The following is a 22,083-nucleotide window of genomic DNA, read 5'->3' on the forward strand; positions in this document are numbered from 1 at the left end:
TAAAACTCGCTACTAAAGGATTTTTTTACCTTTTTTTCTACTCAGTAAATTTCTTAATTATAATTCCGCTACTTATTAACAGCCATGGAATTTTAGCTATATTCTCGATTTTTCATATTGAGTTAACTATCTATACTTTTTTATTAAGATATAAATTATATCAATATGAGAATTTACACTTTCTTAGCGGAAGTAGCTTTATGCTTGATATTGTAAAGACTAATAAATTAGGGGTTAAAGTAATGACAATCAATCGACAAGTAAATAAAAATATATCTAAAGATGAATATTTTAACAACAAGCATATCATAGAAGTTAAAGATTTAAATATCAAAGTAGAGGTTCATTCTCATGATTTAAGAACAAGTAAAGTTGCTCACATTGAAAGTGAGATAAGAGAAACAGCTACTAATTTTAAAGATGCATTTAAGCTGGAGCCTGGTAGCTCAGAACAAACATTCAAAATTTATGTGTTTGATGATAAGGCTGATTACACTCACCTTGGTGGAAGCGAACGTTTTGGTTCTTACCTTGGAGATGAAGGTGGTAAATGTTACTACAAAGGAGAAGCTGATATTTTTGCTGAGATGTATGTCTATCAGCAAGGTGGCGTTCATAACCTTCAGCATGAATTTGCACATGGTTTAACTTACTTGGCTACAGGAGGAAAATCTCTACCTACAGTATTAATGGAGGGAATTGCAGATTACTTTGAACATCATTCAGATCACAAGTTCAATGCTCAAGGGTCAAGCATTGATAAAACTGAAGCCACAAATTTGGATCTAGGTGGAATTTTAAATTTACAATACTCAGCCAATGGTGAAGAAAACAGTTTAGTGTATAAAACTGGTCATGCGTTGATAATGTACTTACAGGAAAAAGATCCTAGTTTATTAAGAGACTACCTAGATGCTTTACGTCAAGGTAACTCAGATGAATCAAAAAGTTTCTTGAAAGACATAAAAGGACATGATGCTGACTTCAAAAGTTGGCTTGCTGAGAATGATACAGAAACTGCAATGGAACATCTCAACGCTTTGCAAGTTACAAAAGGAGATTTTATAGCAACTGGTCAAGAAATAGTGGGTGGAGAAATTAAAAACATATCCTACTATAAAGCAAATATAGAAAAGATAGATGGAGAAAACGTTGGAAGTTTTTCTCCTGTAGAACATGTTGCATTTTATGATGTTGCTCGTGCTATTAATGGCTTTGTTGCATAGCACTGATAGGCATGTAAATCACAGTGAATTTACGCAGCTAATTTAAATTCAGCCATACCTATATCAGTAAATTTGTTCAATAAGTAGCACTTAATTAACAGCTCTTTTTCACGATTTACCTCTGATTTATTTTTCAAGCCAAACCCAAATATTTGCTTCAACCTATAGAAAAAGACTTCAATATAAGACCGTGCTCCATACTTAACTTTTTTCTTCCATTCATTAATACCATCTTCATAATTCTCATATGACCTAATTCTACTAATATACTTGTTTCTTTCTGATAAGTAGTCAGCTAAACAAATTTTAGTATCCTTCCTAGGGCGAATAATAGGCACAATATTGTATTTTCTGCATTCTTTATACACACTTTTTATATCATAAGCCGCATCTGCTCGAATAGAACAAATGTTATATTTATCACTGACTTCTTCTAACATATCGCAGACCGGCAAATAGTCTACAGCAACACCACTAGTGTAGTTCATGCTTATTGCTTTCTTATCATTTATGTTTAAAACAACATGTAATTTTCTTACTTGACCATAACCACTGTATTTTCTTTTTCGAATATTAAGCTTACTATGCCCACCGTTATTATTGTAGATACTAACTCTAGTGCTATCTACGGCAATTTCAACATTTTCCAGATCATCTTTATTGCTTCTATGGTCATCAATCTTCAAATTAAGCTTTTTAAATCTTCTGGAAGCTTGTGTATAGCTGATAATCTTAAGTTTTTTGCCTATTTGTACCATATAACCTTTTACAAAACCTACAGCTTGTCTCAAGCCAATTCTAAAAAGATGAACTATTATGTGTATTAAAATTACAACTTTATCACTATAAGTGTTATTGCCACCTGCAACTTTTGGACTATTTTCATACCAATTTTCTATGGCTTGATTAACAAAATGAAAAACATTTCCTCTTTTTTTGAGAAACTCGTTATATTCTCTTTGGTTACTTACTCTCATTTTTTGTGGCATAAGTTGTACTTGTTTGAAAAATGCCTATTTTACAACAAAATTCGTTAGTAGCCATATATTAAAAAGCTTTTCTTCTTACAATAACCTCAACCAACACTAGCTATGCAACAAAGCCGCTATTAATAGGGCAACAAATGATAACCTCGATATATCAAAGGAATATCATTTTTTAAAGGTAGTAAAAACTCCTGATGGACAGGATAAACTAACTTACTCTGACCAACAAGGTAATGAATATCAAAACAGTCAAGAGTATAAAATGCAAGCTTTGAGGATATTATCAAAACATGGTAAAGATCTTAGAAAATCTTACTATGATGGGAAAGAAGACTTAGATAAGCAGAAGGATATAAAATATAATGATGTGTTGAAAAGCCTGCGTGAACAGGAAGAAACACAGCGTCATGATGCATACGAGCAATACAAAAGAGGAGAGATCTCTTATGAGAAATTTGTAGAAAAATGCAATTCAGCCAGCACTAATTATCATAATGAAGGTAAGAGATTATATAATGCTACACAGGACAAATATACACAACTGAAAGATGATTTGCTTGATAAAACCATAAACGCTGGCTTGAAACAAGTAAAAGAAACTCAGAACATTGACGTAGAAAAGATGTTAGAAGAGATGGTTAATATCGATCCAAACCTAATCAGAGGTGCTCATATTAATCTACAAGAAGGTAAAGTTTTCTCTATCAAAGCTCTTGGTCACGGAGATATGGGTGCACTATCTATATATGATGGGAATACAAAGCTTGGAGAGTTGTCGAGCGAATCGGGCTTTTTTAAGCAAGTTGAAGGTCAAACTAAAGAAACTTTTGTTTTTGAGGACATATTGCACAACTTGAATACTCAATATGACGGTGGTGCTTATATGGCTATTACAAAAGAAAATGGTCATTATAAAGCTTCTCTAATAGATGGCAGAACAGTTGAACGTGATGAATACTTTGATGAAGCACATTTACATGAAAATGAATTGTTGCATCCTAGCACTGGACACATTCAAAAAGATTTAGATTCTCTGCTTCTTAGAGGGACCAAAATTCTAAATCATCAGGATTCAAAGCATGCTCAATATTCTGATGAGCAAAGAGAAAGCGGCGTAATCGTAGAAAAAGGAACATTATTGGATGATAAAGGGACTGATAGAACAGACGACGATGTATACGAAGCGGTTGTAAAGCAAGGAGGCGAAAATCTACATGCATTCAAAAATATGGGCTTCTATATCACTGAAGAGATGAAAAATGAAAGAGGTGAAGTTATAAATGAAAGTAACTTGTTCATTCATGATCATGGAAAAAATGTACGCTATCAGTTACCTGAAGAAGTTACTCATCTAAAGTTAGTGCAAAAGGATGAAGGATACAAATTAGTGCCAGCTGATGAACGTGGTAATGAATATAGGTATGATGCTCAAGGTAATACTATACCAGAAGAATACAAATATATCAACCCAGTATTTGCACATGAATATGAAAAGAGAGATTATTCTCATAAACATATAAATGTGGGCCTTATAAACTTAGAAAAATATGCCCCTGGTAAACTTTTTACCATTAAACATGATCCAAATGATTATCAGATACAAAGAAACTCGAGTGGTGAAATAGTGAGAATCAACAATCAAAGATATTTCACTAAAGTAAAACTATTTGATGGTGATACTGATGAAGAAATAGGAATGTTATCTAATAATTTCCATAACTTCAAAGGAAAAATATTCTTTTCTGCTGATTATAACTACAGCTATAATGATTTCCTCGCATCTGTTTCTCCTCAAGTTGAAATTGAGAATATGGGAAATGGAAGCAAAAAATAACTTTCGATCAAGGCAGTGGCGATATCGGCGATACTAACAGAGGCTACACGGACTATCAGAGAATATTCACAAAAGAGAAACAAACCGAAAGTCCAAAAGGGCAAGTAAGTGAAACTAAGACAGAAGTTCATAGTACTACTAATGTTGTTGCTGAAGAGAGAAACGACAACAGTGAAATACAGTCTGATCAACCACAAATTCCAACAAGGGCAAAAAGGTCAGCTTCAGTGGAGGAGAAAGAGCAGGTAGTGTTGAAAGACACAATCTTGAAAATAGAAAAGAGCTATGATAGAGATGTAGAAGGAAAGCATAAGGCAAATGTAATCATAGATTATAATGATGTGAAAGCCTTGTATAATAGAGCAGAAGGAGCAGATAAGCAATCTGTGTTAGATTTTTGGAACAAACTGCATACATCGGATTATAAGATTGGTGCTTTGCCGGAAGACAAGTATTACTTTAAAGATGGCAAATTTCTAATTCACGATAGTGACACGAAAAAGCTTATAGTGTTACCTGAAGATAAGGTATCCATCAAAATAATGAAGGATGGTGATAGTTATAGTTTGGCTATATCAAATGGTAATGGCAAAGTAATAAGCAGCATTAGTAAAATAGATAATCCAAATTACGAATTGCTATCAGATTCAAGTCACTTCAGCTTAGAAACACAAGATAACTTTGAGTTATTAGATCAACATCATGAATATAATCTCTATCTAGAGAATGGTTTTGTGAAAATGTTCGACTGCGCAAGCGATCACGTTTATCACGATCATAACTCAGCCTATATCTAATATATAAGGAGGGCCCTGCCCTCTTTTTGTTATTCCAATGCCCAGACACTGGCATCCAGTTAAATTTGCTAGTATAAAAGTAATCAACGTTTCTTATGATGGAAAAATGGATTCCAGTGTCAAGCACTGGAATAACACCAAAGGGGCTACTAGGATGACATCGTCTGCTACATACTTAGATCACAAGAGAAGAATTCTGAAGCGAAAAGCTTCAAGGAAATCTTATGCAAAATCTAGTATTTACGGAATTTATATTATTTTCATGCACATTATGGTTTTTATAATTAACGGAAAGTGATATGGCTAGTTTAACTTTTAAAGACAACTCTGGAGCAAATGTACCATCCCCTAACATTAAAAGCATAATTTATGAAGATGCTGCACAGAATAAGTATACCTTTGGTGTAGACAATGCTACTAATGTTTTCAACACTTTTAAGTATGAACCTAATGGTGCTGCTGAAATAGATTACAGTGCTACAGCAACAAAGTTCATGACTGGAGGTGCAATTGCTACATTATTAGGTATTGGAACTAATGTAGATGCAATAAAAACTAAGACTGATTCTATTCCAGCTGACTTAAGCGCTGACTTAGTTACCATAAAAACTCAAGTCGGAACAGATCTGATATCAGGAATAAAGGCTAAGACTGATAAGATTACAGATACCTTAGGAGCTGATGTCACTGCTATAAAGGCTAAAACTGATACTATTCCAGATGACTTAACAGCTAAAGTAACTGCTATAGAAACTGCTACAAATGCTGCTAATTTAGGAGACAAGGTTACTGCAATACAAACTAAAACTGATAAGATTACAGATACCTTAGGAGCTGATGTCACTGATATAAAGGCTAAGACTGTATTTATTCCAGATACCTTTACTGCTGATGTTGCTGCTATAAAAGATGCTACAAGTGCTGCTAATTTAGGAAAGAAGGTTACTGCAATACAAACTAAGACTGATAAGATTACAGATACCTTAGGAGCTGATGTCACTGCTATAAAGGCTAAGACTGATAAGATGCCTGCTGATTTAGGAACTGAGTTAGGTAATTTAGCTAAATCTGCTGAACTAGCTCCTTTAGCTAAATCTGCCGATGTTACTGCTATAAAGGCTAAAACTGATACTATTCCAGCTGACTTAACAGCTAAAGTAACTGCTATAGAAACTGCTACAAATTCTGCTAATTTAGGAGATAAGGTTACTGCAATACAAACTAAGACTGATAAGATTACAGATACCTTAGGAGCTGATGTCACTGCTATAAAGGCTAAGACTGATAAGATGCCTGCTGACTTAAACGCTGAGTTAATTAAGTTAACTACAATAGGAAATGCTATAAATGGTAATGGTAACGTCACTGAAGCTGCTAAAGCTGTACTAGAGAGCAGTTTCAAGAAAGCTATTAAAGAAGCTGGAGAAGATGGTAGCGAATGGCTTAAAAATGAGATAAAAGAGATAGTGTCACAGCCATCCTTCGAGATTCCAACAGATTCAAGTTCACCTCTTTCTTGGGATTGGTAATGTAAGTGCTAGTGAATGACATCGCAAGATGTCATTCACTGTTGTCATTCCAGTATCACATGCTGGAATGACATCCTTGTTTTATTGCAACTAATTTGCAGTGATTTTTGTTTTAATGTAAATGGAATATAGTCCTATTGCTGCTGCGTTTGAAACATTTAGACTATCAATTACGTTTGACATTGGAATTTTTAAAAGATAATCACAACTTTCTTTCACTAATCTCCGCATTCCTTTCTCTTCAGAACCAAAAATAATTACTCTTTTTTGCCCAAAATTCTTTATTTCATCTATATTTTCCTTTGCATTGCAATCAAACCCATAACACCAGTAGCCTATCTTTTTTAAAGACTCCATCGTTTTTACTATGTTTGTAACGTATATTAGAGGAACAATATCCAGTGCTCCACTTGCTGCTTTTGCGATAGATGCATTTTCGCTCGGTGAATGGTGATGTGGTAAAACCAGTGCATCAATGTTGAAACAAGCTGAGGTTCTTAAAATCGACCCTATATTGTGTGTATCAGTAATTTGATCTAAAATGACTATAGTAGAGCTGTCACCTGAACCTTCAGCTATTTCTTCGATATTTAAGCTGTGAAAAATAGGAGCAACTTTTAAAGCAATTCCTTGATGATTGACACCTTTGGGTAAAACATCATTGAACATTTTGTTCTCTACCAGTCGAGGTTTAATGCCCTTACTATCTGCACATTGTTTAATTTCTTTCTCAAATTCTCTGTAGAAATTTTCTGTTACTAACAGTTCTATACACCGCCTATTTTTGTTTCTTAATGCTGAAATACAAGTGTGCTTTCCATATATCCAACAGTTTTCATTAGCTTTTGATGATTTCATCTCATTATTGAAAATCAGTTTTTTATAGAATAAGCAATATTTTACTGTGTTTATATATTGTTGTAAAATTATGCAGTTCAATTAATGAATTTATGTCAGATGATGAGTTAGATTGGCAAAAAAATGTTAAGCCAATAGAATGTGGAAAAGTTACTTTGAAAGTTGATCACAAAGTAAATATAAAATCTATGATTGATAAAGGTGCCTCTAGTTTACAAGAAAATTTTCTTAATACTGATAATGGTGATTCATCATTTTGTCTTGACTACAATACAAAATTAAAGATCGATAGGGGCAAATATTTTATAAGCGATAAACTCGATTTGCATGGCTATAGTATAGATAATGCTTATTGTAAATTGATAGATTTTATTATCAAAAATTATCAAGCAAGGAATAGGTGCTTATTGGTAATTACGGGGCATGGTAATAGTACAGATAAAATAGACACTATAAAGAATAGCTTAAATAAGTGGTTGAATGACACAAAAGTTCGAAATATGATCTTATACTATCAGCAAGCCATAAAAAAACATGGTGGCAAAGGAGCTTTTTATGTCTTATTAAGAAGAAATAAAGGTTAATTTTAGAGTACCTATTTAGGAGTACCTTTCTTAGAATTCACGTGTTGAAGAATGATTTCTGCTAAACCTTTACTAATTCCAGGTACGTTTTGAATTTCAGCTAGAGAAGCTTTGCTTATATTTTCTACAGAACCAAAATGAGACATGAGTGCCTTCTTTCTTTTACTGCCAACACCGGATATTTCACTTAATTGTGAAGCAAAAAACTGTTTATCGCGTTTTTTTCTATGCGAAGTTATCGCAAAACGGTGAGCTTCATTACGCAGCAATTGTAAATAAAGCATGACCTTACTGTCACTTGCTAGAGTAAATTCTTCTCTGTCCGGCACATAAAATCTTTCATTTCCTGCATTACGATCATGACCCTTTGCCATACAAGCAAAAGGAACTTTTATATTCAATATTTCCAACACATTCTGCACTATGGAAACATGTCCTGGACCGCCATCAATCAGTAAAAAATCAGGGATTATATCTTTTATATTGCCAGAGAAACGTCTAGTCAGCACTTCTCTCATCATTTTATAGTCATCACCTGAAATTTCTTCTTTTATAGTAAATTTTTTGTATTCACTTTTTAAAAAACCTTCCTGCCCTGCAACAATCATCACACCAACTTGTTGATTTCCAGATATATGGCTATTATCATAAACCTCGATACGCTTTGGAATATTTGGTAACGAGAAAATCTTCCTAAGCTCTTCGAGCTTTTCTAGGTTATTTCTATAATCAGTAAGCTTCTGTTCTAGACTATGCTGAGAATTATTGTAAATAAAATTCAACAAATCACGTTCTTTACTATTTTTCGCATGCAAAACTTTTATTGATTTTTGAGTAAGAGCATAAAGTGCTTGTTCTATAATTTCCTTATCCTTAATAAAATCGGGAACGTAAATTTGCGCTGGTGGTGTGTTAACTGGATTATACAAATTGACCAAAAAGGTGGATAAAATTTCATCATTTGAATGATCACTACAATTCTCAATGAAGTAAGGAATGCTTCCATAGTTACCTTTATCTCTGAAAGATAGTACACCAATGCATGCTAAGTCTGCCTCACGTACAACGCTAAAGAAATCTGCATCTTCTTCAAAAGAAAAATCCATTGGCTGCATTTGAATTTGCTGAAGAAATTTCAATCGATCTCTATAGACAGCAGCAAGCTCGTAGTTCATTTCCCTACTGCACTTTTCCATTGTAGAAAATAGCTGTCTTTGCACTTCTTTATTCCTTCCTAGCAGAGTATCTTGTGCTTGTTTTACTGATTTGCAGTAATCATCTTTTGTAATTTTATCTACGCATGGTGCTGAACAGCGCTTAACTTGATACTCAAGACATGGTCTTTTTGTTGAAGAGAAATATTGATCTGAACATACTCTTAAGAGAAAAGCTTTTTGCAATGATAATATAGTGTTCTTAACAGCAGCAGCAGATGGAAAAGGGCCGTAGTAATGAAACTCATTCTTCTTAAACTTACCTCTATATTTCGCTATTCTTGGATAATCATGCTTAGAAATTGTTATATAAGGATAAGATTTTCCATCCCTAAGCAAAATATTATAAGATGGTTTTAACGATTTTATTAACTGTGCTTCAAGAAGCAATGCTTCGATTTCATTCTCAGTGATGAATATTTCAACCTTAATAACCTGTGAGATCATTACTCTGATTCGTTCAGAAAGGTTTTCGAATTGAAGGTAGTCAGATAATCTCGACTTCAAGTTTTTTGCTTTACCAATGTATAAAACCTTACTCTTATCTCCAATCATCTTATAAACGCCACAGGATTGTGGAGATGATTTGATTTGTTCCTTATATTGCCTGAGCATTTATCAATTGTTTAACCTGTATAAGGTTAAACTCTGCTACTAAATGAAAGGTAGAAACAACATTTGCAAGCAAAGATAACCTGTTTATTCTAAGCTCATTAGAATCACAGTTAATCTTTACACTGTCCATAAATTGATTGATAAATGGAGCAAAACGAGCAAGTTCATCAAGCGCTGTATTAAAGTCGTTATTTTCTATCGCTTGTTTGATGTTTTTACAAGCAGCTATAGCACAATTTGATAGCGCAATCTCCTCATCTTCAATCAAAAACTTCTTACTGTAAGATGCATTATAAGTAGTGCCATCACTTTTTCTCACTTTGCTCATCATGTTACTGGCTCTTTTATAAGTGCTTAGAACCTGTTCACCTTCTTTTGTACTAAGATAACGATCCAATATCACAGTTTGCTTTTCCGCTTTCAGCAGATCATTAATATCGACTTTATATAGTATTGAATCTACAACATCTTGCCTTATATTTCTATTTTTTAAAATAATCTTGAACCTTTCTAAGCAGAATTTAAATACTAGTTCTAAAATTTGTTTTTCACTTGGCTTATCAACTGGAGTTATATTTTTATTCAATAGAAGCCTTGAACATAAAGATACTGACTTATCTATCAGCAATCTAATTGGAATATGCAAATTATTTTCAAGTATTGTTCTAATTATACCAATTGTCATTCTACGCAAACCAAACTGATCATACGAACCAGAGATTTTCTCACCTGCTGCAATTAAGCCAACCAAACTATCCATTTTGTCTGCAATAGCTACAGCAATCGCAGTAGGAGATCTAGGGCATTCTTGGTCCGATCCAATTGGCTTATAGTGCTCAGTTATAGCTTCCACTACTTCTTTATCCTCTTGAAAATAAGAAGCGTAGTATCCACTCATTACTCCTTGCAATCCCGGAAATTCTTTCACTATCAACGTTGCAAGATCTGCCTTTGCTAAATATGCAGCACGTTCAACTTTAATTAATGAAGCATGTGGAATAAATATCGCTATATACTTTGAAAGAGCGATAATACGCTTCACTTTTTCTTCTACGCTACCGAGCGAAGCATGAAATGAAATAGAGCTCAATTTTTTGACATAGTAATCTAGGTTTTCCTTCTTGTCTTGAGATATCAAAAACTGGGCATCAGCAAGACGTGCTTCTAATATTCTTTCATGGCCTTTGACAACTTCATTGTTGTTAACATTTACAACAGTAACAAAATGTGATATTTTCTGTCCATCACTTAAAGCAAGATACTTTTGCTGCGTATTAATTATACTAAGTATTACTTTCTTCGGTAATTCTGATGATTTTACTTTACCAAATAATACTATTGGCCACTCTATAAGCCCTGCCAATTCATTAAGTAAATAATCATTTTTTTCAAGTTGTAAGTTCTCCTCTTTTGTAAACTTATTAATCTGATCTAGTATAAATTGCTTTCTTTTGTCCAACTGGAGAATGACATTATTTTTTTCTAACAATTCAAAATAGTCTTTGGGTGTTTTAACAGTAAGTACTGCATCACCTGAAAGAAACCTATGACCATACGTCACGTTGCATGCTGTAACCCCTGCAAAAGATATAGGTATTATTTCGTCATTTAAAATACATAGAATATTTTTAATTGGCCTAACCCATCTCTCTTTTCTTTCACTCCATCTCATACTCTTTGGCCAAGAAAAGTTTTTTAGCATTTCCTCCAGTTGATTTTTGAGAAACCCGTTGATGTTAAATAAGCAGCTTTCTCTCTTAATGAAGTAAAAATCTTCATCATTTACTTTGCGAATGAGTAAATCTTCTTCACCTTTCCGATTTTTTCTCAAAAAACCTTCGATAGCACTTTTCGGTGCATTAACTCTTGGTCCTTTAATTTCATTGTTAGAATCTTTTAGCTCTAAAGCACTTATGCTATCAATAAAAAGAGCAATGCGACGTGCAGTCACATAAACTTCTATAGATGCAAATTTCACATTATTTTTACTAAAAGCATTAGTGATATAGCTCTTAACCTGAGCTGCAGATGAATTCTGCATTCTTGATGGAATTTCTTCTGAAAGACATTCAAACAATAATTGTGACAACATATTCTACTTTGCTCTATATAATTCACAGCATTTTTTTGTTAACTCTCTCACTCTACCAATATAGGCTGTACGTTCATTCACACCAAGCACACCTCTTGCATCAAGTAGATTAAGTAGATGGCTCGTTTTAATACATTGGTCATAAGCTGCTATCGGCAATTCTTTTTCAACAAGGAATTTACACAGTTTTTCTGTATCCTCAAACTGCTGTTGTACTACTTTAGTATCATAATAATCAAGTGCCAGGTAAGAAAACTCTCGCTCTCTTTGTTTAAAAATATCTCCATAAGTTACACCATTATCGTTCCACATTATGTCGTAAACATTATCTACACCCTGTATGCACATTGCTAAACGCTCTAACCCATATGCTACTTCACCAGGAATTATTCTGCAGTCAATACCTCCCACTTGCTGTATATAAGTAAGTTGTGTTACTTCCATTCCGTTGCATGTAACCTCCCAACCAAGACCGGATGCGCCAACACTTGGGTTTTCCCAATCATCTTCAATAAACTTAATATCATATTCTTTTGTCGATACACCAAGAGCTTTTAAGCTATTTAAGTAAATATCTTGCAAATTGCTGCCAGATGGTTTTATTATAACTTGGTATTGATGATGCTGATATAAACGATTAGGGTTGTCGCCATAGCGTCCGTCTGCAGGTCTGATTACTGGTTGTAGATACGCAATTTTTGTTGATTTTTCGTCAATCGCTGACATGATTGTTGCGGGATGTAGTGTTCCAGCTCCAACTTCAGACGTATATGGATGAAGTATAGTACACCCTTCATCTGCCCAAAAATCTTGTAATCCCTTTATTATATCCTGTAGATTCACGCAAACTGTATATCTTTTAAACTGAATACATAAGCAAATAAGTACTATTCTATACTTATTTTTTTAATAGTGCCATGAAAATAGTCACTCAAGGCTATTGAACTTTCTTTTACATACTCAAATATGCTTTTGTTTAAAACAATCGCATCATGCATAGTCAGATCGCAGAATATAAATGCAGTCAAGTACAATAAAATCACTGCATAAAACACATGAAAAATCCCTTCAAATGTGATTGATATTGCATTGTTATAACTAAGCTGTATCGTACTTATCGGCCATGGTTTTATTACTTCTACAATATTAAAAAATAAATAAGGTATTATAAAGAAAAAGAACAAATGCATAAGATCATTAAACCAAAATGGACATTGAAGTATTGCCTTGCATATACTTAAATAGAATTTACTTACAATATAATAAATTGACATTATTGCCGGCATCGAAAACGCAACAGTCATCACCTGTCCTGATGCTATTTGTATTACTATATTCTCATCACTGCTGGCTGAAGGATCTTGAGTATGAAAAATAGATATGCCAACTAATTGCAGCACTAACATAACTATTGCTAGCTTGGTAAAAATAGCAGCTACAACTATGCCTGAATTCGGCATTTTATATAGTATAAAATCACCTCCGTATGTAAGCATTAATATAATGTCGGTAATAAATAATATTAGAAAAGAAGACCAATAATGCTGCCAACCCGGTAAATATCCTACTCCTAAAAAAGAGCTTACTATTTTGGCAGGAAAAACCTTGCCTAGCATCTTACCCAAAAATTGAAAAAAAATCCCCATGTCCTAACTAACACTTGACTTATATTTTTCATAATACTGAATTGTAATGGACTTATCAATACACTTCTTGCATAGAAAAAAGGCAAATAGTTAAAAACGATCTAAACCGTTGCCCCTTTATACTAGTAGCCTCCTTTTTTGTCATCCCAGTGCTCCGACACTGGGATCCAGCCTTTCTTACCAATAAAAACTTAGAATAAGATCTCCTTTGTGCTCAAAAAATTCCTGGATTCCAGTGGGCTTTGTTGCACAGCTCTTCGGATAGTGGGTAATGTATAATAAATTCATGAAGCTATATCAAACTTAGCCATGCCTATTTCAGTAAATTTGTTAAGCAAATAACACTTGAGTAGCAGTTCCTTCTCACGATTAATCTCAGATTTATTCCTAAAACTAAATCCAAATATTTGCTTCAGTCGCGAGAAAAAACTTTCTATATAAGATCTCTTCCAATAATTTATCTCTTTTTTCCACCTCTTCATACCATCTTCATCATATGACTTTATGAGCTTGATTGTAGAATTTCTCTCATTCATATAATCCAACTTTGGATGCTCTACTGCATTATTTTGCGGAGGAATCCTTGTCTTTATTTCAAGCTCATCGCACAGTTTGTATAACTTCTTTCGATTATATGCCCTATCTGCATATATCGTGCTTATGTTATACTTGGTATCCACTCTTTCAATAAGATCACAGGCTCCATAGTGGTCGGAATAAACTCCACTACTGTATTTTGCAGCTATAACTTTTTTACTACCTATCTCTAGCATTACATGTAGCTTTCTTGTTTGCTCATAGCGGCGATACTTTCTATCTGTACCATTTGCCTTACTATGGCCTGGAATATTATTGTAGATGCTGATACCTGTACTATCTATAGCAATTTCAATATCTTCCATATCGTTCTTATCAACTCTGCAGTCGTTGATTTTGATATTAAGCTTTTTAAACCTTCTTGAAGCCTGCGAATAGCTGATAATTTGCAAAATTTTCCCTATTTGCTCAAGATATTTCTCTATAAATCCCACTGTTTGCCTAAGACCAATCCTGAATAGATAGGTTATTATGTGAATTAGAATCACTACTTTGTCGCTGTAGACATTGTTGCCACCTGCTACTTTTGGACTATTTTCGTACCAATTTTCAATGGCATCGTTGATATAATGAAAAACATTTCCCCTTTCTTGAAGAAATTTGTTATATTCATTGCAGTTACTGACTTTCATTCTTATTGGCATATTTTTCCTTTGTCGGCTAAATATCTATTTTATAACAAATTCCATCAGTAACTGCCTGTTCTTTCCTTGAGTGGTGCAACAAAGCCATCCCAGTGTCAGCTACTTGGATGACATCTTTAATCTCCGCATAGCTATGCGTCACGCGCTGGCCTGAAGCTTTAACTATAAATATTAAAAAATTTACCAAGCTAGAAAAAGGCAAAAGAATCCCCTAGTAACCCCAACTATGGATGGCTTTGTTGCATAGCTAGTGTTGGTTGAGGTTATTGTAAGAAGAAAAGCTTTTTAATATATGGCTACTAACGAATTTTGTTGTAAAATAGGCATTTTTCAAACAAGTACAACTTATGCCACAAAAAATGAGAGTAAGTAACCAAAGAGAATATAACGAGTTTCTCAAAAAAAGAGGAAATGTTTTTCATTTTGTTAATCAAGCCATAGAAAATTGGTATGAAAATAGTCCAAAAGTTGCAGGTGGCAATAACACTTATAGTGATAAAGTTGTAATTTTAATACACATAATAGTTCATCTTTTTAGAATTGGCTTGAGACAAGCTGTAGGTTTTGTAAAAGGTTATATGGTACAAATAGGCAAAAAACTTAAGATTATCAGCTATACACAAGCTTCCAGAAGATTTAAAAAGCTTAATTTGAAGATTGATGACCATAGAAGCAATAAAGATGATCTGGAAAATGTTGAAATTGCCGTAGATAGCACTAGAGTTAGTATCTACAATAATAACGGTGGGCATAGTAAGCTTAATATTCGAAAAAGAAAATACAGTGGTTATGGTCAAGTAAGAAAATTACATGTTGTTTTAAACATAAATGATAAGAAAGCAATAAGCATGAACTACACTAGTGGTGTTGCTGTAGACTATTTGCCGGTCTGCGATATGTTAGAAGAAGTCAGTGATAAATATAACATTTGTTCTATTCGAGCAGATGCGGCTTATGATATAAAAAGTGTGTATAAAGAATGCAGAAAATACAATATTGTGCCTATTATTCGCCCTAGGAAGGATACTAAAATTTGTTTAGCTGACTACTTATCAGAAAGAAACAAGTATATTAGTAGAATTAGGTCATATGAGAATTATGAAGATGGTATTAATGAATGGAAGAAAAAAGTTAAGTATGGAGCACGGTCTTATATTGAAGTCTTTTTCTATAGGTTGAAGCAAATATTTGGGTTTGGCTTGAAAAATAAATCAGAGGTAAATCGTGAAAAAGAGCTGTTAATTAAGTGCTACTTATTGAACAAATTTACTGATATAGGTATGGCTGAATTTAAATTAGCTGCGTAAATTCACTGTGATTTACATGCCTATCAGTGCTATGCAACAAAGCCACTATGGATTAGCCAGCAAAGAAAGGCATAGAAATAGAGGGCTTTTTCGACTGCATGGAATAGGAAATCAGAACAGAAAAAACATGAATTAGGAAATTTGTTGGCGATCTGTGTCTTGTGTGCTCAATCTCAAATTTGTTTTTCAAGGAGTCGAAAACAGTCTCAACAATCGATCTTTTCCTTAGTAAAATCTTCTCTTTAAGTGAAATGAGTACGTTTTTCATACCTTTTTTTACTTTAGTGACGAGTTTTAGGCCTCTATCAAAGAGTTTCTCAAAGAGCTCTTTCTTTATATAGCCCTTATCTCCAAACAAAAGTCCGGTCAGTCTTTTAGTGAGAGTTGGCACAGGTTTTCTGTCATCAACGTTACCTTTGGTTAGAGTAAGTGATTCCAATTTCATTAATTACCAAGTGCAATTTAAAGCCAAAAAACCAACCATATGTGCTCTTACTAATTTCTGCCAAACCATCAAAAACTTTGTTCTTGGAGATTCTTTTTTTGTGGCAAACAGCGATTGTAGAAGTGTCTATGTAGGCAATACCTGTCATTTTTGCTTGTTTGCAGAACCATTGCAAAAGTAATCCATAAAACCCGTGATTTAAGAGCGATAAATCGGTCATATGTTGGCAATTTAGAAAACTCAGATTTATAAAGTGGCAGATAAAGTAGGTAAAAAGCTTTGAAACTTTTGCAAGGGGATTGATGATATAATAGAATTATGGTGAGAATTTCCGAAGTCCGGTATTCTAGTTGGTTTTCTTCCTTTTGATAGGAGCATATTAGCAAAACTATCATCGACTGTGCGACAAAAATCCTCGACGCAACAGTAAAGTTCTGTAATATCTTTCTTCATGGGTAACCTCTTAATTATTGATAAAATACTTGAGCTTACCCTGTTTTCCTCTTCTTAGCTGCACTTTTATCTCTTTATTTAATCCATAGTTGGGGTTAGTAGTGAGTTTTATAATGTAAATTGGCATTATAATAATGTGCTAACGCTTAAAATAAGCGTGTTTTGGCTGAATGTAGAAAAAATAAAAAAGACATGCAGCCGCTATAATTTTATGTAATCTGCCAATATATACCTGAGTTTTTTACTGAATTTTTGTTGTTAAATCTGCAGAGATTAAAAACAAGGATAAATACTCTTATTGATATGGTAAGGAAAGTGGGAAGGTTTGTCAAGTCACTTCGGCCAGCTACCTACTTAGATGTTCCACACTGCTAAGTAGATACCAAATTTTTTGCAACATCAAGTGCAGCATAGGTAAATATTGCACTTGCACCTGCACGTTTAAAACCAATTAAGGACTCATAAATCACTCTGTTATAATCCAACCAGCCATTATTTGCTGCAGCTTTTATCATTGCGTATTCACCGCTTACTTGGTAAGCAAAAATCGGAAAATTGAACTTGTCACTTGCTGTTTTTATTATATCTAAGTATGGCATACCCGGCTTTATCATAATAAAATCTGCACCTTCATTTATATCCATTTCAATTTCGCAGATTGCTTCGCGTGCATTTCGATAATCCATTTGATAACCACTTTTGTCGATGAAATTTGATGATGCGCACGAACCGACAACTTGCCTGAATGGCGCATAGAAGCTAGAACAGTACTTTACTGCATAGGACAATATTGACACATTCTGAAAGTTATTATCATCCAATGTTTTTCTTATTTTTTCTATCCTGCCATCCATCATATCAGAAGGAGCAACTATATCGCATCCTGCTTTTGCTAAAACAAGCGCTTGCTTACACAATATTGACACAGTTTCATCATTTTCCACATCCATCTTGCCGTCTTTTAAAATGCCATCATGACCGTGAGTAGTGTATGGATCTAGTGCAATGTCTGCAATAATGCCAATATCAAGTACCTTCGATTTTACAGCATGAATTGCTTTGCAGATTAAATTATCAGGATTATATGCTTCCTCAGCTTTTTCAGATTTTAGTTTACTATCAACTACAGGAAAAATTGCAACAGCATTAATCCCCGAGTCCTTAGCTTTCTGAACTATAGAAATTAATCCATCTATTGAATAACATTTGATATCAGGTAAGCCAGAAATTGGCTCAATTGTTTCTTCTCCGTCATGAACAAATAAGGGAAAAATCAAATCATTTACTGATAAAGTGATTTCACTTGTTAAATTGCGAATCCACTTGCCTGAGCGCCTGCGTCTTAATCTTATGTTTGGAAAGTTAAACATTGGACCCAGGCAAGTTCCCAGTAAAAAGCAACACTCCTGAAATGAGTATTACCCAAAGCACTGATATCGGTAGAAACACTTTCCAACCAAGACGCATTAGTTGGTCATATCTGTAACGGGGTATTGTTGCCCTGATCCAAATAAATATGAACAATAATAAAACTATCTTCAAAACGAACCAAATCAAACCTGGAATTTTATATAGTAAACTAAGCTCTAGTGGAGGATACCACCCTCCTAGAAAGAATATTGTCATCACAGCGCTTGCTAAAATCATATTTGCATACTCTCCTAGAAAAAAGAGAGCAAAAGGCATTGATGAATATTCGACGTTATACCCAGAGACAAGCTCTGCTTCAGCTTCTGGTAAGTCAAATGGGTGACGGTTAGTTTCTGCAAGCAAAGAAATAAAAAATATTATTCCTATAGGCATCATCAGCAAATCAATCCAAAATGGCATATTATGTTTCGCTACCACCATCTCTGCAAGATTCAACGTACCAGTTGTAATAACAACTGTAGCAACTATTAGACCTATTGAAACTTCATATGAAATCATTTGAGCAGCTGACCTTATAGCGCCAAGAAATGCATAATTAGAATTACTAGACCAGCCTGCAATAATAATGCCATATATTCCCAAAGAGGATATAGCTAGCACATAAAGCACTCCAACATTAATATTTGCTATTACCTTAGGGATTATTACCTGCTGTCCATTTTCTGTAATTATTTCAGCTCCAAATGGTATAACTGCCCAGGAAATTAATGCTAAAATAAAGGTGAGCATTGGAGCCATAATAAACAGTATGGTGTTTGCTCTAAATGGTATTATCGGCTCTTTAATTATCAATTTGATAGCATCTGCAAATGTCTGTAGTAGCCCAAATGGCCCTACTACACTTGGACCATGCCTTAGTTGAATTGCACCAATAACTTTACGCTCAAAGTACACTAAATATGCTACTGAAAGCAAAAGTGGAATAAGAAGAAAAAGAATATCAAATATCAAGTACATGCAACCCTAAATCAAAAAAATAGTTCATAATTGTGGCAATAAAAAATACAGCAAATGCTCTAGACACACAAGACAATGTCCCTATTGAAATCAATAGGACAACACTTTTCTGTACAGCATTTAGCTTAATAGAATAGTAAAATGATATGCATATGAATGACACTAGTGACATCATAATTAAGATCATTGTGAGAGGCAAATAATTCCCTCTTCCCTCGGTAACTATAATAAATGTTATTGCCATCCATACATATCCTTCCGTAAATAGTGCAATAATATCATTGATAAAATCAACTAGCTTATAAACGAACTGTTTTTCTAATGTATTTTGTTCTTTACACAAAAATATAGAGTTTAATTTTCGTTGAAAATATACCAGAGTTATTAGTAATAATGGTGTTAGAATAAATAAAATATTAAGTAGAGTGTTCATAAAAATCCTTAGTACAATCTGCCATTATTTTTGAAGCGCGACTTATTGAGTCTGTCATATAAAAATTACACTTTTTTAGAGTGAAAGAGATATTACTTAATTTTATTTCATCACAGGTAATTGGTACCCATTTGTTTTTCACCACTTGGTCAGCATCTCTAAACTGTGGACCAATAGTGTATAATTTCTTCCTCACATCAAATAAATTATCGTATAGTAAGGAAAGGCCCAAATATTGGGATAAATTTTTTATAATCAACCAATCTTCCTTTGCTTCACCAGGAGGAAAAACAGCTAAATTTGTTCTCTGTACTCGCCCTTCAGTATTTACATAAGTTGCATATTTTTCTGTGTATGCAGCTCCAGGTAGAATGACATCTGCTATATGCGCTCCCCTATCACCATGGTGGCCTTGATAAATTACAAATGTACTTTCTAACTTTGATATATCAATTTCATCTGCGCCAAGAAGATAAACTACTTCTATCTCACCACTTTCTGCCTGTTTTAGCATCTGATTAATGTCTTTTCCACCTTTGCTAGGAACGAATCCAATATCGAGTCCACCAACCCTTGCTGCAGCCTTATGCAGTACGTTAAAGCCATTCCAGTCATCTCTGATCATGTTAAATTTTTCTGCAATTTTGCCAGCTAGAGCTAAAACTGATTCAGAATCATCTCTTATTAATGCATCTTGACCGATAATTAGCATAGGGTTCTGAGCCGCACTCAGTAACTCGCAGAATTTGTGATTTCCCTCTTCTATTTCTTTTAGAACGTTTGGACCATCACCTAATCTTTCAACATTATATAGATATTCAAGATTAGGACCAATATTTGCAATAGTGAAATTACCTTGTAAATATCTCTTTCTCAATCTTGCGTTAATTATTGGTGCTTCTATTCTTGGATTTGTATTTATAAGCAGACATAAATCTGCATTTTCTATACCCTCAATAGTGGTGTTGAATACATATGACCCACGATTATTTGGTATAAGCTTTGCTCCATCTTGCCTACAGTCTATATTCCCCGAGCCGAGCTTCTGCATCACTTCTTTGAGTAGAAGCATAGACTCACAATCTGCTAAATCACCTGCAATTGCAGCTATTTTATTTGATTTTGTATTCTTTAATTTCTTTGCAGCAACAGTTAGTGCTTCATTCCAATCAACTGGGGCTAATTTACCATCTTTTTTTACATAAGGTTGATCAAGACGCTGAACTTTTAGTCCATCATAGGCAAAACGGGTTTTATCTGATATCCATTCTTCATTTACCTCTTCGCTCAGCCTTGGTAATATTCGCATAACTTCCAGGCCACGATAATCAACTCTAATGCTACTTCCCACAGCATCTAGCACATCTATAGTCTCACAATGTGATAGCTCCCATGGACGCGCTGTAAAGGAGTAAGGCTTTGAAGTTAAAGCCCCTACCGGGCAGAGATCTATAATATTCCCAGATAATTCAGAGCTAATATGCCTTTTTATGTAAGTACTAATCTCTATATTTTCTCCCCTGCCAATTCCTCCAAGTTCATTTGTACCTGCAACATCGGACAAAAATCTAACACATCGAGTACAATGAATGCATCTATTCATTGCAGTTCCAATCAGTGGACCAAAATGTTTTTTTGGCACAGCTCTTTTATGCTCATCAAGTCTGCTTATTCCTTTCCCATAAGCCATTGTTATATCTTGCAAATCGCACTCACCACCTTGATCACAAATTGGACAATCAAGTGGATGATTAATTAGTAAAAATTCGAGCACTCCTTCACGCGCCTTTTTTACCTTGGGAGTATCCGTGTGAATAACCATACCCTCTGCAACTGGCATTGCACAAGAAGCTACTGGTTTTGGAGGGCCACCCTCAACTTCAACCAAACACATTCTGCAGTTACCAGCAATTGCTAAACGCTCATGATAACAAAACCGCGGAACTTCAACGCCCACAACTTCACAAGCTTGAATTATAGTGAGCCCATGCTCTACTTCACATTCCTTAGAATTAATAGTAACTTTAACCACAACTACTATACAGCTTCCCACTTTATAGGATTGCCGCTTACCTCATCTTCAACTAGATTGCCGTTATCGTATTGAGCAGACATATAGTTCATACGTGAATCACGGTCTATATATCTAACCGGCTTTACCGGTTTATCCTTATACATTTTTTGTTCTGCTTTCTTACGCTGAGTAGGGTTATTTTTACTAGCTGTTTTCGCTTTTCCGCCTGCTGCCATATAAACTCCTAAAAACTTCCTATTTTATTCTAACACTTAAGTATATACCGTCAATACCCAATAGCTTTAAAGTTTTAATAGTCCATCATTACAATCATCATTTGAACAAAATACTTTCTCTTGATGCTGCTCAAGTGTGTAACTTTAGAATCCCCAAAAAAGAAAATGTAAGTTACTTTGATGAT

General features: G+C 34.2%; 16 protein-coding genes and 2 pseudogenes. 5 read left to right on the plus strand and 13 right to left on the minus strand.

Going from position 1 to position 22,083, the window contains the following annotated elements; translation table 11 throughout:
* The first annotated feature begins 200 nt into the window (after positions 1-200).
* On the plus strand, positions 201-1,226 hold the full coding sequence (locus AAGE00_RS06490) for a collagenase (protein ID WP_341815223.1): 1,026 nt from the start codon (positions 201-203) through the stop codon (positions 1,224-1,226).
* A 29-nt stretch (positions 1,227-1,255) separates the two neighbouring features.
* On the opposite strand, the gene AAGE00_RS06495 is transcribed toward AAGE00_RS06490, so the two are convergent.
* Positions 1,256-2,215 carry an IS5 family transposase gene (locus AAGE00_RS06495; protein WP_341815149.1) on the minus strand — a complete coding sequence of 320 codons (960 nt, stop codon included), beginning with the start codon at positions 2,213-2,215 and terminating at the stop codon, positions 1,256-1,258.
* Positions 2,216-2,579: 364 nt separating this feature from the next.
* Here AAGE00_RS06495 and AAGE00_RS07990 point away from each other — a divergent pair.
* Positions 2,580-4,843 (plus strand): annotated as a pseudogene (locus AAGE00_RS07990) (surface protein-related protein).
* Between the two features lie 299 nt (positions 4,844-5,142).
* Positions 5,143-6,372: a hypothetical protein gene (locus AAGE00_RS06510; RefSeq protein WP_341815225.1), complete on the plus strand. Its 1,230-nt coding sequence runs from the start codon at positions 5,143-5,145 to the stop codon at positions 6,370-6,372.
* 90 nt (positions 6,373-6,462) lie between these two features.
* On the opposite strand, the gene rlmB is transcribed toward AAGE00_RS06510, so the two are convergent.
* Entirely contained in the window at positions 6,463-7,230 is a 768-nt protein-coding gene (rlmB, locus tag AAGE00_RS06515) for a 23S rRNA (guanosine(2251)-2'-O)-methyltransferase RlmB (RefSeq protein ID WP_007302490.1), read from the minus strand.
* Between the two features lie 92 nt (positions 7,231-7,322).
* Between rlmB and AAGE00_RS06520 the strand changes: the two genes are divergently transcribed.
* Positions 7,323-7,814 carry a Smr/MutS family protein gene (locus AAGE00_RS06520; protein ID WP_007302491.1) on the plus strand — a complete coding sequence of 164 codons (492 nt, stop codon included), beginning with the start codon at positions 7,323-7,325 and terminating at the stop codon, positions 7,812-7,814.
* Positions 7,815-7,825: 11 nt separating this feature from the next.
* On the opposite strand, the gene uvrC is transcribed toward AAGE00_RS06520, so the two are convergent.
* The 6 genes from uvrC to AAGE00_RS06550 form a co-directional block, all read right to left on the minus strand.
* Positions 7,826-9,643 (minus strand): excinuclease ABC subunit UvrC, encoded by a 1,818-nt coding sequence (gene uvrC / locus AAGE00_RS06525; protein ID WP_012481994.1) that lies wholly within the window; start codon positions 9,641-9,643, stop codon positions 7,826-7,828.
* Entirely contained in the window at positions 9,627-11,735 is a 2,109-nt protein-coding gene (glyS, locus tag AAGE00_RS06530) for a glycine--tRNA ligase subunit beta (RefSeq protein WP_213863905.1), read from the minus strand. Before glyS ends, uvrC begins: the two co-directional genes overlap by 17 nt.
* A 3-nt stretch (positions 11,736-11,738) precedes the next feature.
* The gene (locus AAGE00_RS06535; RefSeq protein WP_127464006.1) at positions 11,739-12,578 is read right to left on the minus strand and encodes a glycine--tRNA ligase subunit alpha; all 840 of its coding nucleotides are present in this window, start codon (positions 12,576-12,578) and stop codon (positions 11,739-11,741) included.
* A 44-nt stretch (positions 12,579-12,622) separates the two neighbouring features.
* Positions 12,623-13,381, minus strand: coding sequence for a hypothetical protein (locus AAGE00_RS06540; RefSeq protein WP_007302495.1), 759 nt, complete (start codon positions 13,379-13,381; stop codon positions 12,623-12,625).
* 284 nt (positions 13,382-13,665) lie between these two features.
* A complete protein-coding gene (locus tag AAGE00_RS06545) occupies positions 13,666-14,622 on the minus strand; it encodes an IS5 family transposase (RefSeq protein WP_341815148.1) in 957 nt (318 codons plus the stop codon).
* 16 nt (positions 14,623-14,638) lie between these two features.
* Entirely contained in the window at positions 14,639-14,824 is a 186-nt protein-coding gene (locus AAGE00_RS06550) for a hypothetical protein (protein ID WP_341815226.1), read from the minus strand.
* A gap of 145 nt (positions 14,825-14,969) precedes the next feature.
* Between AAGE00_RS06550 and AAGE00_RS06555 the strand changes: the two genes are divergently transcribed.
* Complete coding sequence (locus AAGE00_RS06555) at positions 14,970-15,929, plus strand: IS5 family transposase (RefSeq protein WP_341815149.1); 960 nt, start codon at positions 14,970-14,972, stop codon at positions 15,927-15,929.
* Between the two features lie 52 nt (positions 15,930-15,981).
* Here AAGE00_RS06555 and AAGE00_RS06560 read toward each other — a convergent pair.
* The 5 genes and pseudogenes from AAGE00_RS06560 to AAGE00_RS06580 form a co-directional block, all read right to left on the minus strand.
* Positions 15,982-16,827, minus strand: a pseudogene (locus tag AAGE00_RS06560) (IS982 family transposase).
* Between the two features lie 371 nt (positions 16,828-17,198).
* A complete protein-coding gene (gene hemB / locus AAGE00_RS06565; RefSeq protein WP_213863903.1) occupies positions 17,199-18,197 on the minus strand; it encodes a porphobilinogen synthase in 999 nt (332 codons plus the stop codon).
* Complete coding sequence (gene nuoH, locus AAGE00_RS06570; protein WP_213863902.1) at positions 18,190-19,215, minus strand: NADH-quinone oxidoreductase subunit NuoH; 1,026 nt, start codon at positions 19,213-19,215, stop codon at positions 18,190-18,192. Before nuoH ends, hemB begins: the two co-directional genes overlap by 8 nt.
* Before the next feature lie 416 nt (positions 19,216-19,631).
* On the minus strand, positions 19,632-21,701 hold the full coding sequence (gene nuoG / locus AAGE00_RS06575) for an NADH-quinone oxidoreductase subunit NuoG (protein WP_019236890.1): 2,070 nt from the start codon (positions 21,699-21,701) through the stop codon (positions 19,632-19,634).
* Complete coding sequence (locus tag AAGE00_RS06580) at positions 21,686-21,898, minus strand: hypothetical protein (RefSeq protein ID WP_006279675.1); 213 nt, start codon at positions 21,896-21,898, stop codon at positions 21,686-21,688. Before AAGE00_RS06580 ends, nuoG begins: the two co-directional genes overlap by 16 nt.
* Positions 21,899-22,083 lie beyond the last annotated feature (185 nt).

The organism is Wolbachia endosymbiont (group B) of Aricia artaxerxes, assembly GCF_964026975.1.
Lineage (GTDB): Bacteria > Pseudomonadota > Alphaproteobacteria > Rickettsiales > Anaplasmataceae > Wolbachia.

Bases quoted from the DNA above. Each gene is read 5' to 3' on its own strand.
- AAGE00_RS06545 (WP_341815148.1), bottom strand. From the start codon at position 14,622: ATGCCAATAAGAATGAAAGTCAGTAACTGCAATGAATATAACAAATTT.
- glyS (WP_213863905.1), bottom strand. From the start codon at position 11,735: ATGTTGTCACAATTATTGTTTGAATGTCTTTCAGAAGAAATTCCATCA.
- AAGE00_RS06510 (WP_341815225.1), top strand. From the start codon at position 5,143: ATGGCTAGTTTAACTTTTAAAGACAACTCTGGAGCAAATGTACCATCC.
- AAGE00_RS06490 (WP_341815223.1), top strand. From the start codon at position 201: ATGCTTGATATTGTAAAGACTAATAAATTAGGGGTTAAAGTAATGACA.
- AAGE00_RS06540 (WP_007302495.1), bottom strand. From the start codon at position 13,381: ATGGGGATTTTTTTTCAATTTTTGGGTAAGATGCTAGGCAAGGTTTTT.
- AAGE00_RS06580 (WP_006279675.1), bottom strand. From the start codon at position 21,898: ATGGCAGCAGGCGGAAAAGCGAAAACAGCTAGTAAAAATAACCCTACT.
- AAGE00_RS06555 (WP_341815149.1), top strand. From the start codon at position 14,970: ATGCCACAAAAAATGAGAGTAAGTAACCAAAGAGAATATAACGAGTTT.
- nuoH (WP_213863902.1), bottom strand. From the start codon at position 19,215: ATGTACTTGATATTTGATATTCTTTTTCTTCTTATTCCACTTTTGCTT.
- rlmB (WP_007302490.1), bottom strand. From the start codon at position 7,230: ATGAAATCATCAAAAGCTAATGAAAACTGTTGGATATATGGAAAGCAC.
- AAGE00_RS06520 (WP_007302491.1), top strand. From the start codon at position 7,323: ATGTCAGATGATGAGTTAGATTGGCAAAAAAATGTTAAGCCAATAGAA.
- AAGE00_RS06495 (WP_341815149.1), bottom strand. From the start codon at position 2,215: ATGCCACAAAAAATGAGAGTAAGTAACCAAAGAGAATATAACGAGTTT.
- uvrC (WP_012481994.1), bottom strand. From the start codon at position 9,643: ATGCTCAGGCAATATAAGGAACAAATCAAATCATCTCCACAATCCTGT.
- hemB (WP_213863903.1), bottom strand. From the start codon at position 18,197: ATGTTTAACTTTCCAAACATAAGATTAAGACGCAGGCGCTCAGGCAAG.